The sequence below is a fragment of the Amycolatopsis sp. cg9 genome, from assembly GCF_041346945.1.
GTDB lineage: Bacteria > Actinomycetota > Actinomycetes > Mycobacteriales > Pseudonocardiaceae > Amycolatopsis.
Genome location: NZ_CP166850.1, coordinates 296,248 through 310,731, shown reverse-complemented (window position 1 = coordinate 310,731; position 14,484 = coordinate 296,248). Strand labels below are relative to the sequence as shown.

The window sequence follows — 14,484 nt, the reverse complement described above, 5'->3', positions numbered from 1 at the left end:
GAGTCTACTTCGGACGGAGAATGGCGATGTCCACGCGTACTTCCGCGCTCGGGCGGCTGCTGGCCGCCGGCGTGCTGGCGGCCGGGCTCGTGCCGGGCCCGGCGACGGCGGCCGCCTCGCCGCAGATCGACGAGCTGAACCGCGGGGTGATCAGCGTCCACACCGCGGCGGGCAACCGGGTCGGCTGGCGGCTGCTCGCCGCCGACCCGGCCGGGGTGGCGTTCGCCGTCTACCGCGACGGCACCCGGGTGACCACGATCCCGGCCGGTGGCCCGACCGGCTACCTGGACGCCGGGGCACCCGCGGGGGCGAAGTACACGGTCCACGCGGTCGTCAACGGCGTGGAGCGGGCGTCGGCGTTCGCCGCGGAGGAGTCCCTGACGCTCGACGCCGTGGCCGCGGCGAGCACCCGGGACGTGCCGATCCAGGTCCCGGCCGGCGGCACGACGCCGTCGGGGGAGAGCTACACCTACAGTGCCAACGACGCGAGCGTCGGCGACCTGGACGGCGACGGGCAGTACGAGTTCGTCGTGAAGTGGGATCCGAGCAACGCCAAGGACAACTCGCAGTCCGGCTACACCGGCAACGTCTACGTCGACGGCTACCGGCTGGACGGGACCCGCCTGTGGCGGATCGACCTGGGCCGCAACATCCGCGCGGGCGCGCACTACACGCAGTTCCAGGTTTTCGACTACGACGGCGACGGCAAGGCCGAAGTCGCGATGAAGACGGCGGACGGCACGCGGTCGGGCACCGGGCAGGTCATCGGCAACGCGAGCGCGGACTACCGCAACTCGAGCGGGTACGTGCTGTCCGGTCCGGAGTTCCTGACCGTGTTCAACGGCCAGACCGGTGCCGCGGCGGCGACGGTGAACTACGACCCGCCGCGCGGCACGGTTTCGTCGTGGGGCGACAGCTACGGCAACCGCGTCGACCGCTTCCTGGCCGGCACGGCGTACCTGGACGGCTCGCGCCCGAGCCTGATCGTGAGCCGCGGCTACTACACGCGCACGGTGATCGCGGCCTGGGACTTCCGCGGCGGCGCGCTGACCGAGCGCTGGAAGTTCGACTCGAACTCGGCCGGCTCGCAGTACACCGGCCAGGGCAACCACCAGCTGGCGGTCGCCGACGTGGACGCCGACGGCCGCGACGAGATCGTCTTCGGCGCCATGGCGGTCAACGACAACGGCAGTCCACTGTGGAACACCGGCCTCGGCCACGGCGACGCCATGCACGTCGGCGACCTGATCCCGGGCCGGCCCGGCCTGGAAGAGTTCAAAGTGGACGAAGACACGTCGAAGCCGGGCGCCTGGATGGCCGACGCGAAGACCGGGCAGGTCCTGTGGCAGAACGCGTGCGGCTGCGACAACGGGCGCGGGGTGTCCGACGACATCTGGGCGGGCAGCCCGGGTGCCGAGTCCTGGTCGTCCGGCGTTCCGGGGCTGCTGAACACGAGCGGCCAGAACATCGGGCGCAAGCCGTCGTCGGCCAACTTCGTCGTCTGGTGGGACGGCGACGCCCAGCGCGAACTGCTGGACGGTACCCACATCGACAAGTACGGCACCAGCGCCGACACCCGCCTGCTGACGGCGTCCGGCGTGCACGCCAACAACGGCACGAAGAACACCCCGGCGTTGCAGGCGGACCTGTTCGGCGACTGGCGCGAGGAGGTCGTCTGGGCCACGTCGGACAACCGGGCGCTGCGCATCTATTCGACGACCGACCCGACGAACATCTCGCGGGTGTCGCTGATGCAGGACCGGCAGTACCGGGAAGCCGTGGCGTGGCAGAACACCGCGTACAACCAGCCGCCGCACCCGAGCGTCAATCCAGCGTGACGGGCGCCGAGCTTTCGAAGCGGTAACCGACCCCGCGCACCGTGGTGATCGGGTCGAGGTGCGGCTCGAGCTTCGCCCGCAGCTTGCGGACGTGCACGTCGACGGTGCGGTCGTTGCCGTCCTGCCGCGGCCACAACGCGGTCTTGAGGTCGGCGCGGGTGAAGACGCGGTCGGGGTGGGCGCGAAGGTAGTGCAGCAGGTCGAATTCGAGGCGGGTGAGCTCCAGCGGGCGGCCCAGCAGGATCGCCCGCCTCGAGCCGGCTTCGATGCGCAGCAGGGGATCGGGGACGGCCCGCAGGTGCCGCTGGGCGCTGACCACGTCGACGCTCGCGACACCGCCGAGCGCCTCGGCCAGCCGCGCGGCGACCACGGCGGCGTCCCCGGCCCGGCTGACGAGGTCGATCCGGATCCCCAGGTGCACCACATCGGCGGCTCGCCGTTCCGGCAGGATCGTCATACGGCCAGATTGTCGAGGTCCGACGGGGTACGGGGGTAGTGCGCCCGTCTGGTGAAACGACTTGCTCCCGGGCGACCGGTGCCGCCGAGGGTTCAGCTCCCCGGTGCCGTACGGAAGTGCTGAAGGGGACGTTCACCGCATCGGATGCCATGAACGTCCCCTTCAGCTCACCAGACGCGCTGAGAGTCCCCTTCTGCCCGCGCTTCCCAGCATGTGGGTGCGGCCGGCCGGACTGGTTAGAGTCCGGGCGTGACCTCGACGATCCGCGCCACCGCGCTCGTGCTGATGGCCGTCGTGGTGCTCGCCGGGTGCCGCGCCGACCCGCCCGCCGGGACCGGGAAGCGGTGGCCGGTGATCGCCGAGGCGGGGGCGCGGAGTCCCGATCAGTCCAGTCCGAGGTGATCGCGCAGGGTCGCGCCCGGGTACTCCGTGCGGAACGAGCCACGCTCCTGCAGCAGCGGCACCACCCTGTCGGCGAACTCGTCCAGGCCGCCCGGGGTCACGTGAGGGACCAGGATGAACCCGTCGCTCGCGTCGGCCTGCACCAGCTCGTCGATCGCGTCGGCGACCGTCGAGGGCGAGCCGATGAACGTCTGGCGGGCCGTGACCTCGATGATCAGCTCGCGGATCGAGAGGCTCTTCGCTTCCGCCAGCTGCCGCCACTCGCGCGCTGTCGCCAGCGGGTCGCGGTACATCCGGACGCTCGCGCGGCCGCGGGCGATCGTGTGGTCGCCGAGGACCGGGTCGGACTCCGGGAGCGGGCCGTCCGGGTCGTACGAGCTCAGGTCGGTGTTCCACAGCTGCTCGAGGAACTTGATCGCCGTCTGCCCGCTGACCTGCTGCCGCCGGACGACGTGGGCGCGCTCGTGGGCGTCGGCGTCGGTGTCGCCGAGGACGAACGTCGCCGCGGGCAGGATCACCAGCTGCTCCGGGGTCCGGCCGTACTTCGCCAGCCTGCCCTTGACGTCGGAGTAGAACGCCTGTCCCGCTTCGAGCGTGCCGTAGCGGCTGAAGATCGCGTCGGCGGTCGACGCGGCGAACTCGCGGCCCTCCTCGGAATCGCCGGCCTGGATGATCACCGGGCGGCCCTGGGGGCTGCGCGGCACCGGGAACCGGCCTTCGATGTCGAAGTGGGCGTCGTGGTGGGCGAACGCGCCCGCCGCCGGGTCCCGCAGGAACACGCCGCTGCCGGCGTCGGCGGCGATCTCGTCGCCGCGCCAGGAGTCGAACAGCTCCCACGCCGTGCGCAGGAACGTCTCCGCGCGCTCGTAGCGCTGGTCCTGCGGGAGGAAGCCGCCGCGGCGGAAGTTCTCGCCGGTGAACGCGTCCCACGACGTCACGACGTTCCAGGCCGCGCGCCCGGCCGAAAGGTGGTCGAGCGAGGCGAACTGGCGGGCCACCTCGAACGGCTCGTTGAACGTCGAGTTGATCGTGCCGGCCAGCCCGAGCCGCTCGGTGACCGCCGCCAGCGCGGACAGCACGGTGAACGTGTCCGGGCGGCCGACGACGTCGAGGTCGTAGATCTCCCCGTTCTGCTCGCGCAGCCGCAGGCCCTCGGCCAGGAAGAAGAAGTCGAACTTCGCGCGCTCGGCCGTCTGCGCGAGCTTGACGAACGAGCTGAACTCGATGTGGCTGCCGGCCTCGGGGTCGCTCCACACGGTCGTGTTGTTGACGCCGGGGAAGTGCGCCGCCAGGTGGATCTGCTTGCGGGTCATCTCGGTCCTCCTCAGACGGCGGCGTAGCGGTTGGCCGGGCGCGCGAGGCCCAGCAGCCCGCGCAGGGTGTTCGCCTCGTACCCGGTGCGGAAGGCCCCGCGGCCCCGCAGCTCGGGCACCAGCCCCCGGGTGATGGCGGTCAGGTCGTGCGGCACCGCACCCGGCCGCAGCCGGAAGCCGGACAGCCCGGCGCCCTGCCAGTCGAGCAGGAGGTCGGCGAGCCCGGCCGGGGTCCCGGTGAAGACGTGCGCGTCGGACGCGTACTCCGCGCCGGCCAGCTCGTCGAGCCGCGCCTTGCGGTCCGCGGCGGCCTGCTCGGTCTCGCCGAGGAACACGACGACGTCGCCGAAGACGTGCAACGTCTCGGCGCCGCGGCCGGCGAGGTCCTGCTCGTCGCGCACTTCGGCGACGATCGCCGCGGCCCGCGCGCGGTCCGACGGCGTCACGTAGACGACGTCGGCCGAGCGGGCGGCGAGCCGGTAGGGGACGGCGGCGTGGGCCAGCGCGGTGACCGGCGGCTGGCCCTGCGGCGGCCGCGGCGTGATCGACGGGCCCTTCACGGAGAACCAGCGGCCCTCGAAGTCGATGTAGTGCAGCTTCCGCCGGTCGACGAACCGGCCGGTCGCGACGTCGCGGATCTCGGCGTCGTCCTCCCAGCTGTCCCACAGCCGGCGCAGCACCTCGACGTAGTCCGCGGCCTCGTCGAACAGGTCGCGCAACGGGCTCGGCCGGCCCGGCTCCGCGGAGTCCTCGAGCCGGAACCCGCCGAACTCGCGGCGCCCGAAGTGCCGGTTGTCCTCGGCGCGCCCGGCGACCTGCACGCGGACGCCCGCGCGGCCGGTGCTGACGTAGTCGAGCGTGGCGATCGCCTTGGACAGGTGGAACGGCTCCGTGTGGGTGACGACGGCGGTCGGCACCAGCCCGATGTGCGAGGTCAGCGGCGCGACGCGGGCGGCGATCAGCACCGCGTCGAGCCGCCCCTGGACGATGTCGTCCCGCTCGCCCGGCCGGTCGAGGGGGTGCACCGTCTGCAGGGCGAGCGAGTCTTCGAGGGTGACGAAGTCCAGCTTGCCGGCCTCGGCTTCGCGGACCACGTCCGTCCAGTACCCCGCGGTGAGCAGCTCGCCGGGCCGCGCCCCGGGTTCCCGCCAGGCGGCGGGGTGCCACCCGGCCCCATCCAGCGCGACGGCGATCCGTGGTCCTGTCATCCCGGCGTTCCCTTCTCTCGGCCCGTCCCCGCAGTCTGCGCCGGTTCCCGCGGGGCGGGCCGGAGTGGCCAATGGCTGGGACGAGCCGGGTGCGCCGGGAATAAACGCCGGGTCAGCCGACTTCGTTCAGCTTCCCGGTGGCGACGTCGAAGACGAACCCGCGCACCGAGTCCTTCGTGGGGATGAACGGGCTGTTCCTGATCCGCGCGATCGACTGGCGGACGTCCTCGTCGAGGTCGGAGAACGCTTCCGCGGCCCACGCGGGCTTGACGCCGACGTCCTGCCGGATGGACTCCTTGAAGTCGTCGTCGGTGAAGGTGAGCATGCCGCAGTCGGTGTGGTGGATGAGGATGATCTCCTCGGTGCCGAGCAGCCGCTGGCTGATGGCGAGCGAGCGGATCTCGTCCTCCGTGACGACCCCGCCGGCGTTGCGGATGACGTGCGCTTCGCCTTCTTGCAGGCCGAGCACGCCGTAGACGTTGATGCGGGCGTCCATGCAGGCGAGCACGGCGACGTGCTTGGCGGGCGGCAGCGGCAGCGGCCCGGTGAAGCGCGCGGCGTACTCGGCGTTGTTGGCGAGCAGCTCGTCGGTGACCGACATGGGTGGTCCCTTCCGCGTAGGGGTGGTGGGCCGAGTGGACGCGCGCCCGCACCCGCGCGCAACCGCGCCCACGACCTGGACTGTCCACTGAGGACACGAGTTCCGCTCCGTGGACGTACTGGCCGGGCGGTGGCCGGATCCCGACAATCCCCGCATGACGAGCGACGAGACGGCTTACGACCGGACCCGCGTGGCGCAGTGGCGGGACGGCCGGGCGCGGCTGCCCGGCCTCAACCGGCGTGACCTGCTGCGGCTGACGGCGGCCGGTGGTCTCGCACTGGCCGCGGGAACGGCCGCGCCCGTGGTGGCCGCCGCGGCCGGCGGGCCGATCGTGAAACCGTTGCCGCCGGAGCTGTTCGACGTCTACGGCACCAACGCCGAGACCCGCTGGGAAGCGATGCGCGACCAGGGCTACCTCACCCCGGTCGACCGGTTCTTCGTCCGCGACCACACTTCGACGCCGGTGCTCGACGCCGCCACCTGGCGGCTGAAGCTGTTCGGCTCGGGCCTGCGCGGCTCGCCCACGGCCGGGAACCCGATCGAGCTGACCTACCGCGACCTGCGCGCGCTGCCGTCGGAGACGATCACCGCGTTCGTCGAGTGCACCGGCAACGGCCGCAGCTTCTTCACCAGCCAGCAGGGCCAGACCGTCAGCGGGACGGCGTGGAAGCTGGGCGCGGTCGGGGTGGCCCGCTGGCGCGGCGTCCGGCTCGCCACGGTGCTCGCGCGCGCCGGGCTGACCCGCGACGCCGTCGACGTCCTGCCGGAGGGGCTCGACCCCGACTACGTCGCGGCGGGGGTCAACCTCGGCAAGGTGCGGCGGCCACTGCCGGTGGCCAAGGCACTGCAGGACACCCTGCTGGCCTACGAGATGAACGGGCAGCCGCTGCCGCCCGACCACGGTTTCCCGGTGCGGCTCGTGGTGCCGTCGTGGGCCGGGATCGCGTCGATCAAGTGGCTCGGCCGGATCGAGGTTTCGGCGACACCGCTGGTGTCGCCGTGGAACACGCAGTTCTACCGGCTGCTGGGCCCGGACTACCCGGCCGAGGGCACGCTCGTCACCGAACAGGTCGTGAAGAGCGCGTTCGAGCTCCCGTGGGGCGCGACGCTCGCGGCCGGGCAGCGGCAGGTGCTGCGCGGCCGGTCCTGGTCGGGCCACGGCCGGATCCGCCGGGTCGAGGTCAGCACGGACGGCGTCACGTGGCAGCCCGCGAAGCCGATCAGCCCGGCGCTCGACCGCGGCTGGCTGCGGTGGGAGTTCCCGTGGCGGCCCCGCGCGGCCGGGCCGTACACCCTGCGGGCGCGCGCCACCGACGTCACCGGGGCGCGGCAGCCCGACGTCGCGCCGTACAACACGCAGGGCTACCTGTTCGGCGCCGTCGTCCGGCACCCGGTGACGGTGGCCTGATCAGGTCAGGCCGAGGTGCTCCCGCAGCGTCGTGCCCTCGTACCCGGTGCGGTAGACGCCGCGGTCCTGCAGCTCGGGCACGAGCCGGTCGACGATCTCGTCGAGGGTCGCCGGGAGCAGGTGGGGGCTGATGACGAAGCCGTCGGCCGCGCGGGTGCGGACGTAGTGCGCCCACTCGTCGGCCACCCGCCCCGGCGTGCCCACGAACCCGTGCTGCCGCGGCTGCACCTCGAGGACCAGCTGGTGGATGGACAGCTTCTTCGCCTCGGCCAGCTCGCGCCAGCGCCGGATCCGGTCGAGCTTGCCGGTCCGGTCCTCGATCGAAATGGTGCCGCGGGAGGGGCCGAGTTCGCCCTCGACCGGTTCGACGGCCGGGAGCGGGCCGTGCGGGTCGTGGTCCGACAGGTCCCGGCCCCAGTACTGCTCGAGGAACGCGAGCGCGCGCTGGGGGGTGATCTGCCGGCGCCGGACGTCCTCGGCGCGCTCGGCCGCGTCGGCGGGGGTGTCGCCGAGCACGACGGTCGCGCCGGGCAGGATCCGGACGGCGCCGGCAGGCCGGCCGTACCGGGCGAGCCGGGCCCGCAGGTCTTCGGCGTAGGCGAGGGCCTGGTCGTAGGCGGTGTTGGCGGAGAAGACGACGTCGGCGTACTTCGCCGCCAGCTCCCGGCCGCCGTCGGAATCCCCGGCCTGGAACAGCACCGGCCGGCCCTGGGGGCTGGGCGGCACGGTGGGCGTGGCCCGCAGCCCGACGAGGTCGGTGTGGCGCGCGACCTCGGCCGTCCCGGACCAGAGCGCCAGAGCCGCCTCGACGAACTGCTCCGCGCGCTCGTAGCGGCGTTCGTGCGGGAACCGGCCGCCCCGGCGGAAGTTCGCGCCGGTCCAGGCGTTGTCGGTGGTGACGATGTTCCAGCCGGCCCGGCCGCCGGACAGGAAGTCCAGGGAAGCCAGCCGCCGGGCGAGGTCGGCGGGGAAGTTGTACGTCGTGTTCTGCGTGGCGACCAGCCCGATCCGGCTCGTCGCCGCGGCCAGCGCGCTCAGCTGGGTGATCGCGTCCGGGCGGCCCGCGATGTCGAGGGCGTGGACCCGGCCGCGGTTTTCCCGCACCCGCAGGCCTTCGCCGAGGAAGAAGGCGTCGAACAAGCCGCGTTCGAGCGTGCGGGCGACCGCGACGGCGGTGTCGATCTCGGTGTGCGGCGCGTTCGACGGGTCGTCCCAGAGGAACTGCGGGCCGACGCCGGGGTAGAACACGCCGAGGTGCAGCCGGGCGCTCACGCGAACAGGCTTTCCGGGCGGCGGAGCCCGAGCGACGACCGCAGCGTCGCCCCGGGTTCCGGTGGGAGCAGCAGTCCTTCGCCGCGCAGGGCGGGCAGGACCTCGTCGATCAGCACCGGCAGGCCGGTGCCGGGCACGCCGGGGCGCAGGTGCACGCCGTCGACGCCGGTGGCCAGCCAGCCGAGCAGTTCGGCCAGCCCGGCCGCGGATCCGGTGTAGCGCAACCGATCGCCGCGCGGCCACGGTCCGTCCGGCGCACTGCCCCCGAGGAGGACCTCCAGTTCGGCGAAGACCAGGGGAGCCCCGGCCGCGCGGGCTCGCGCGGCTCGGGTGCGGACGTCGTCGAGGCCGGTGCCGCCGACGAGGACGACGTCCGGGCGCGCGGCCTCGGCCAGGTCGTCGGCCGCGACGACCACCGGCCGTCCCTGCGGTGGCCGCGGGGTGATGAGCGGGCCCTTGACGGAGAACCGCGCGCCGGTGAAGTCGACGTGGTGCACCTTGTCCGGGTCGAGGTACCGGCCGGTGGCGGTGTCCTTCACGACGGCGTCGTCGTCCCAGGAATCCCACAGCCGCCGCACGACTTCGACGACGTCGGCGGTTTCCCGGTGCAGCGCCGCGGGATCCAGCCGGGACCCGCCGATCGTGGCGAGGGTCTCGGCGGACCCGTCGGCGGCGACCACCCAGGCCGCACGGCCGTGCGACGCGTGGTCCAGGCTCGCCAGCTGCGCCGCGAGGTGGAACGGCTCGGCCGTCGTCACGTTCGCCGTCGGCGCGAGCCCGAGCCGGTCGGTGAGCGTCGAGACGTAGGCGGCGCGGGTGGTCGCCTCGAGCCGCGACCCGCCGCGCGGCGGCACCGGCGAATCGGGGAACGTGACGAAGGTGAACCCGGCGGTCTCGGCGCGCGCGACGGTTTCGGCCAGCGCCCGCGGTGACAGCGAATCCGCCGTGGCGTCGAGCTCCACCGCGACGTGCAGGCTGCGAGAAGTCATGCCACCACAGGTATCCACCGCGGTGCCCGGCCGCACTCGCGTTCAGGATGTGGAACCCGCGGCCCGCTCGTTGACCGGGCTCGGTCCGCCTTCATAAAGTCTTGGCGTCAACGCATTTCCATTTCTGGGAACAGGTATCCCCATGCCCGAATCCGTCTGGGTCGACCAGTCTGATCCGCGGGTCCGGCCGCTGCTCGCCGATCTGGCCCGCGAATATTCCGCCCGGTACCACCGGGTGCTCACCGACGTCCACTTCGAACTCCGCGAATACCCGGCCGAGCGCTTCGCCGCGCCGGACGGCGGATTGCTGTTGCTCGTGGCGGCCGGGAACGCCGTCGCCGGCGGGGCGTTCCAGCGCTACGACGGCGAAACCGCCGAACTCAAGCGGATCTGGACGCACCGGGCGCACCGCGGCCGCGGGCTCGCCCGCCGCGTCGTCGCCGAACTGGAGGCCGAAGCCGGGCGCCGCGGGTACACGCGGATCCACCTGACGACCGGGCCGAACCAGCCCGAGGCACGGCGGCTCTACCTGGCCACCGGCTACACGCCGCACTTCGACGTCGATGTGGTCCCGACCACCCGGTTGCCGTTCTCGAAAGCGCTTCCCGCACCGGTGGCCGCGGGATGACCAGTGACATCGGGACCCGGCCCGCCCCCGCGGCGGCACCGGAAGAATCACTGAAGATCGTGCCCGCGCGGCACCCGATGACGTGGGTGGCCGCGGTCGTCGTGGCGGTGCTCGTCGCGATGGCCGGCCACGCGCTGGTCACCAACCGGGCCTTCGACTGGCCGACGTTCGCCCGCTTCGCCTTCCAGAAATCGATCTTGGAAGCGGTCGCGCTGACGCTGGAACTGACGTTGTTCGGCGTGGTCGCGGGATTCCTGCTCGGCACTGTGCTGGCGTTGATGCGCATTTCGCGAAATCCCCTGCTGCGCGCGGTCAGCTGGACCTACACGTGGATCTTCCGGTCCGTGCCGCTGATCCTGCAGCTGCTGTTCTGGTACAACCTCGCGATCCTGTACAACGAGATCTCCTTCGGCGTCCCGTTCGGGCCGTCGTTGTTCTCGGTCGGCACGATGAGCCTGATCCCGCCGTTCCTCGCCGCCGGTCTCGGGCTCGCCCTCCACCAGGGCGCCTACGCCGCGGAGATCGTCCGCGCCGGGTTCCTCTCGGTGGACGCGGGGCAGCGCGAAGCCGCGGCGGCGCTGGGTATCCCGGCCGGTCGGCAGTTCCGGCGGATCGTGCTGCCGCAGGCGCTGCGCACGATCGTGCCCACCGCGGCGAACGAGATCATCGGCCTGCTGAAAGCGACCTCGCAGGTTTACGTGATGGCCCTGCCCGAGCTGTTCTACCAGGTCCAGGTGATCTACACGCGCAGCGGCCGGGTGATCCCGCTGCTGCTCGTCGCGACCGCCTGGTACCTCGCGCTGACCACGGTGCTTTCGATCGGGCAGTACTACGTCGAACGCCGGCTGGGGCGTGGGGCATGACCGCCGAATTCATGGTGGACGTCCGGGGCGTGCACAAGAGCTTCGGCGCGCTGACCGTGCTCGACGGCGTCGACCTCCAGGTGCGCCAGGGGGAAGTGACCGTGCTGCTCGGTCCGTCCGGGTCGGGGAAGTCGACGCTGCTGAGGCTGATCAACCACCTCGAACGCGCCGACCGCGGCTTCATCAGCGTCGGCGGCGAACTGATGGGGTACCGGCGGTCGGGTGACCGGCTGCACGAGCTCAAGGAACGCGAAATCCTCAAGCAGCGCACGAAGATCGGCTTCGTGTTCCAGAACTTCAACTTGTTCGGGCACCTGACCGTGCTCGAAAACGTCGTCGAGGCCCCGGTTTCCGCGCAACGGCGTCCTCGTGCCGAAGCCGAGGCCGAGGCGCGGGAGCTGCTCGCCAGGGTCGGCCTCTTGGAGAAGGCGGCCGAATACCCGCGCCGGCTGTCCGGCGGGCAGCAGCAGCGCGTCGCGATCGCGCGGGCGCTGGCCCTCGAACCGGCCGTGCTGCTGTTCGACGAACCGACGTCCGCGCTCGACCCCGAACTGGTCGGCGAGGTGCTCGCGGTCATCCGGGACCTGGCGAAGGCGGGGACCACGATGGTCGTCGTCACGCACGAACTGGGTTTCGCGCGCGAGGTCGCCGACACCGTCGTCTTCCTCGACGAAGGCCGGGTGGTCGAACAGGGCCCGCCCGCCGAAGTGCTCGACCGCCCCGGCCACGCCCGCACCCGGGCCTTCGTCGACAAAGTCCTTTGAGGAGAGTCATGAGAAAGCTCGTGCTGGCTTCGGTGCTGCTGCTCGCCGCGTGCGGCACCCCCGAAGCGGCCACCCCCGCCCCCTCCGGCGGGGTCAACATCACCGCCGACCAGCACCGCGTCCGCGCGGAGAAGGTCGACGCGATCGCCGCGCTCGTGCCGGCCGAGATCCGGGACCGCGGCACCCTGGTCGTCGGCACGACCGGCAACGGCACCCCGCCGCTGTCCTTCCGCGCGGACGACGACAAGACGGTCATCGGCGTCGAACCGGACCTGGCCCAGCTGGTCGCCGACGTGCTCGGGCTGAAGCTCGACCTCCAGGCGTCGTCGTGGGAGAACCTGTTCCTGTCCGTGGACAACCGCCAGTTCGACGCGGGGTTCTCGAACATCACGGTGACCGAGGAGCGCAAGGACAAGTACGACTTCGCCACCTACCGCAAGGACACGATCGCCTTCGAAGTCCGCAGCGAGAAGACCGTCGAAGTCCGGGAACCGAAGGACATCGCGGGCCTGACGGTCGGGGTCAGCGCGGGCACGAACCAGGAGCAGATCCTCCTGCGCTGGGACCAGCAGAACAAGGCGGCCGGATTGCCCGCCGTGAAGTTCCAGTACTACCAGGCGACTTCGGACTACTACCTGGCGCTGCAGTCGGGCCGCATCGACGTGTACGCCGGCCCCAACCCGACGTCGGCCTACCACGTGGCGGTGGAGGGCAAGACGAAGGTCGTCGGGACCGTTTCGGGCGGCGGCACGATCCCGGCCGACATCGCCGCGATGACCAAGAAGGGCAACGGGCTGGTGAAACCGCTGCAGCAGGCCCTCGAAACCGTGATCCAGGACGGGAAGTACGCGGAAGTCCTGAAGCGGTGGAACCTGACGTCGGAGGCCCTGCCCGCGTCGGAGATCAACCCGCAGGGCCTGCCGCGCAAGTGAACCGTGCTCAGCGGTGCGTTTCCATCGCCGCCTCCTTCCCCGCCGCGCTTGCCGACGGTAGGCAGGAGCGGCGGGTGGAAAGCTCGTCGTCGCAGTGAAAAACTCCTCGGCAACGCCCCTTGACAGCGGTGCACGGCCGAACGGGCCCGGCGCGTTCAGCGGAGGCGGCGGGCCCGTTCGAGGCAATTCTGCAACACCCCTGGCCCCGCGGGAGCGCTCGTTGTTCCCTGGGTGCGGGAGGGCGTGCGATGCGACGGGTGAGCGCGGGACGGCGAGTCGGCTGGCTGCTGCGGACCAACCGCGTGCTCGGCGCCCGGCCGCGGTACCGCCGGCTCGCGGCCTTCGCCGCGGACTTCGACGCCGACGGCGTGACCCCTTCGGTGTCCACGAGCACCCTGTCCCGCTGGGAGAACCGCGTCACGACGGTGCCGGGCGCCGCGGTGCGGCGCTACGAACGGATGCTCGACCTGCGGCCCGGGCTCCTCGTCGCGGTCAACGACACCGTCGCGCGGTACCTCACGCCGCCGACCCAGGCCGTCCCGCCGTGGGCCCGGCACCGGCGGCCGAACCCGGGGCCGCCGCTCGACGAGCTGGTCGACCTGGCCGTCACCGACGCCGTCCTCGGCAGCGAGGAATGGGATCGCCTGACCGAGCTCCTGGCCTGCCGGCCGCAACTGGTCCTGAGTCCCGCGTCGACCTGGCAGCGGCTCTCGGAACGGCTGCTCACCGAGATGTGCATCGCGGACGGCGTTTCGTGGATGCGCCGGGCCGAGGCGTTCCACCGGCTCATCGTGCACCCGGTCGGCCAGCGGGCGGCGATGGCCGCGGCCGCCGACGCGGCGGCGGACACCTCCGCGCAGAGCCTGATCGGCACCCTCGCCGTGTTCAGCGCGAGCGCCCACCCCGACGCGAGCTCGTCGGTCGTCCGGCACCTCACCGACCCGCTGACCGACCGGACCTTCTACGGGGCCCTGCTGACCAGCGTCAAGAAGCTGCGGTTCGGGCACTTCGACGACCGGCAGACGGCGTCCCTGCTGCCGATCCTGTGCGCGCTGGTGGCGGCCGGCGCCGCCGAGCGGACACCGCTGGCGGCCAGCTTGCTGCAGCTCCTGCCCCGCGAACTGCAGGCGAAGGTCCCGGGCCGGGTGTGGGCCGCGGCGATGGCCGCGCTGTACCCGCCGGCGGCGCCGGTCGCGGAGCGGCTGTCCGCCGAAACGCTGGAAGCGATCGAGGAGCCGCCTCCCGACCCGCTGCTCGCGGTGTTCATCGACGAGCTGCTGCACGACCCGGTGTTCGACGTGCGGCTCTGCACGATGTTCCTGCTCTACGCGACGCCGTACCGGGCGCCGCTGGCGCAGGCGCTGGCCCGCGAGCTGGTCGGCACCCTCCGCCGCCGCGGCCGCCCCGACTGGGTCCAGCGGCTGCTCGACGCCCTGCGCATCCTCGGCGGCGCGGAGGAGCGGCGGCTCATCGAGGCGATGGTGCTCTCCGAGCAGCTCGGGACCGCGGTACGCGATTCCGCCGCGTACGCGCTGGGCCACGTGGGCGGCGCCAGCCCGGACGACTTCTACCGCCGGGCGTTCGCCCGGCACGCCGAAGACGCCCGCCGCGACCCCGGCGCCCGCGCGGCATCGGTGCTGGACCGGCTGGTGTACTGCATGGGCATCGGCGACCGCCGCACCCTCCTCGGCGAGGTGGTCACCCGCCCCGACCTCCCACCCCGCATCCGCACGGCGGCGACGTGGTGGGCCGGTCTGCCCGCCCACATCCGGGAGAGCGCGGCCCGGTAGGCCAGGCTCACCTGGCAGG

General features: G+C 72.5%; 14 protein-coding genes. 8 read left to right on the top strand and 6 right to left on the bottom strand.

The window, feature by feature from the left end:
- Positions 1-26: 26 nt before the first annotated feature.
- Positions 27-1,838: a rhamnogalacturonan lyase gene (locus tag AB5J73_RS01425; protein WP_370967291.1), complete on the top strand. Its 1,812-nt coding sequence runs from the start codon at positions 27-29 to the stop codon at positions 1,836-1,838.
- On the opposite strand, the gene AB5J73_RS01420 is transcribed toward AB5J73_RS01425, so the two are convergent.
- The gene (locus AB5J73_RS01420) at positions 1,825-2,295 is read right to left on the bottom strand and encodes a winged helix-turn-helix domain-containing protein (protein ID WP_370967289.1); all 471 of its coding nucleotides are present in this window, start codon (positions 2,293-2,295) and stop codon (positions 1,825-1,827) included. The two genes, AB5J73_RS01425 and AB5J73_RS01420, sit on opposite strands and share 14 nt — an antisense overlap.
- A gap of 249 nt (positions 2,296-2,544) precedes the next feature.
- Here AB5J73_RS01420 and AB5J73_RS01415 point away from each other — a divergent pair, with 249 nt between their 5' ends.
- The gene (locus AB5J73_RS01415) at positions 2,545-2,697 is read left to right on the top strand and encodes a hypothetical protein (protein ID WP_370967287.1); all 153 of its coding nucleotides are present in this window, start codon (positions 2,545-2,547) and stop codon (positions 2,695-2,697) included.
- Here AB5J73_RS01415 and AB5J73_RS01410 read toward each other — a convergent pair.
- From AB5J73_RS01410 to AB5J73_RS01400, 3 genes are all read right to left on the bottom strand, one after another.
- Entirely contained in the window at positions 2,679-4,010 is a 1,332-nt protein-coding gene (locus tag AB5J73_RS01410) for an NtaA/DmoA family FMN-dependent monooxygenase (protein WP_370967285.1), read from the bottom strand. The genes AB5J73_RS01415 and AB5J73_RS01410 overlap by 19 nt on opposite strands.
- Positions 4,011-4,021: 11 nt before the next feature.
- Positions 4,022-5,218, bottom strand: a complete 1,197-nt coding sequence (locus tag AB5J73_RS01405) for an LLM class flavin-dependent oxidoreductase (RefSeq protein ID WP_370967283.1) — start codon at positions 5,216-5,218, stop codon at positions 4,022-4,024.
- A 112-nt stretch (positions 5,219-5,330) separates the two neighbouring features.
- Positions 5,331-5,819 carry a beta-class carbonic anhydrase gene (locus AB5J73_RS01400; RefSeq protein WP_370967281.1) on the bottom strand — a complete coding sequence of 163 codons (489 nt, stop codon included), beginning with the start codon at positions 5,817-5,819 and terminating at the stop codon, positions 5,331-5,333.
- A 154-nt stretch (positions 5,820-5,973) separates the two neighbouring features.
- Between AB5J73_RS01400 and AB5J73_RS01395 the strand changes: the two genes are divergently transcribed.
- Entirely contained in the window at positions 5,974-7,227 is a 1,254-nt protein-coding gene (locus tag AB5J73_RS01395; RefSeq protein WP_370967279.1) for a sulfite oxidase, read from the top strand.
- On the opposite strand, the gene AB5J73_RS01390 is transcribed toward AB5J73_RS01395, so the two are convergent.
- Together AB5J73_RS01390 and AB5J73_RS01385 are read right to left on the bottom strand one after the other, a co-directional pair.
- Positions 7,228-8,499: an LLM class flavin-dependent oxidoreductase gene (locus AB5J73_RS01390; RefSeq protein WP_370967277.1), complete on the bottom strand. Its 1,272-nt coding sequence runs from the start codon at positions 8,497-8,499 to the stop codon at positions 7,228-7,230.
- Entirely contained in the window at positions 8,496-9,488 is a 993-nt protein-coding gene (locus AB5J73_RS01385) for an LLM class flavin-dependent oxidoreductase (RefSeq protein ID WP_370967275.1), read from the bottom strand. The genes AB5J73_RS01390 and AB5J73_RS01385 overlap by 4 nt, the downstream gene beginning before the upstream one ends.
- A gap of 142 nt (positions 9,489-9,630) precedes the next feature.
- Here AB5J73_RS01385 and AB5J73_RS01380 point away from each other — a divergent pair, with 142 nt between their 5' ends.
- From AB5J73_RS01380 to AB5J73_RS01360, 5 genes are all read left to right on the top strand, one after another.
- Positions 9,631-10,116, top strand: coding sequence for a GNAT family N-acetyltransferase (locus tag AB5J73_RS01380; protein WP_370967273.1), 486 nt, complete (start codon positions 9,631-9,633; stop codon positions 10,114-10,116).
- Entirely contained in the window at positions 10,113-10,979 is an 867-nt protein-coding gene (locus AB5J73_RS01375; RefSeq protein ID WP_370967271.1) for an amino acid ABC transporter permease, read from the top strand. The genes AB5J73_RS01380 and AB5J73_RS01375 overlap by 4 nt, the downstream gene beginning before the upstream one ends.
- The gene (locus AB5J73_RS01370) at positions 10,976-11,743 is read left to right on the top strand and encodes an amino acid ABC transporter ATP-binding protein (protein WP_370967268.1); all 768 of its coding nucleotides are present in this window, start codon (positions 10,976-10,978) and stop codon (positions 11,741-11,743) included. The genes AB5J73_RS01375 and AB5J73_RS01370 overlap by 4 nt, the downstream gene beginning before the upstream one ends.
- 8 nt (positions 11,744-11,751) lie before the next feature.
- Positions 11,752-12,675 (top strand): ABC transporter substrate-binding protein, encoded by a 924-nt coding sequence (locus AB5J73_RS01365; protein ID WP_370967266.1) that lies wholly within the window; start codon positions 11,752-11,754, stop codon positions 12,673-12,675.
- Positions 12,676-12,923: 248 nt separating this feature from the next.
- Entirely contained in the window at positions 12,924-14,465 is a 1,542-nt protein-coding gene (locus AB5J73_RS01360) for a hypothetical protein (RefSeq protein WP_370967264.1), read from the top strand.
- Positions 14,466-14,484 lie beyond the last annotated feature (19 nt).

Bases quoted from the DNA above. Each gene is read 5' to 3' on its own strand.
- AB5J73_RS01425 (WP_370967291.1), top strand. From the start codon at position 27: ATGTCCACGCGTACTTCCGCGCTCGGGCGGCTGCTGGCCGCCGGCGTG.
- AB5J73_RS01420 (WP_370967289.1), bottom strand. From the start codon at position 2,295: ATGACGATCCTGCCGGAACGGCGAGCCGCCGATGTGGTGCACCTGGGG.
- AB5J73_RS01410 (WP_370967285.1), bottom strand. From the start codon at position 4,010: ATGACCCGCAAGCAGATCCACCTGGCGGCGCACTTCCCCGGCGTCAAC.
- AB5J73_RS01405 (WP_370967283.1), bottom strand. From the start codon at position 5,218: ATGACAGGACCACGGATCGCCGTCGCGCTGGATGGGGCCGGGTGGCAC.
- AB5J73_RS01400 (WP_370967281.1), bottom strand. From the start codon at position 5,819: ATGTCGGTCACCGACGAGCTGCTCGCCAACAACGCCGAGTACGCCGCG.
- AB5J73_RS01395 (WP_370967279.1), top strand. From the start codon at position 5,974: ATGACGAGCGACGAGACGGCTTACGACCGGACCCGCGTGGCGCAGTGG.
- AB5J73_RS01385 (WP_370967275.1), bottom strand. From the start codon at position 9,488: ATGACTTCTCGCAGCCTGCACGTCGCGGTGGAGCTCGACGCCACGGCG.
- AB5J73_RS01380 (WP_370967273.1), top strand. From the start codon at position 9,631: ATGCCCGAATCCGTCTGGGTCGACCAGTCTGATCCGCGGGTCCGGCCG.
- AB5J73_RS01375 (WP_370967271.1), top strand. From the start codon at position 10,113: ATGACCAGTGACATCGGGACCCGGCCCGCCCCCGCGGCGGCACCGGAA.
- AB5J73_RS01370 (WP_370967268.1), top strand. From the start codon at position 10,976: ATGACCGCCGAATTCATGGTGGACGTCCGGGGCGTGCACAAGAGCTTC.
- AB5J73_RS01365 (WP_370967266.1), top strand. From the start codon at position 11,752: ATGAGAAAGCTCGTGCTGGCTTCGGTGCTGCTGCTCGCCGCGTGCGGC.
- AB5J73_RS01360 (WP_370967264.1), top strand. From the start codon at position 12,924: ATGCGACGGGTGAGCGCGGGACGGCGAGTCGGCTGGCTGCTGCGGACC.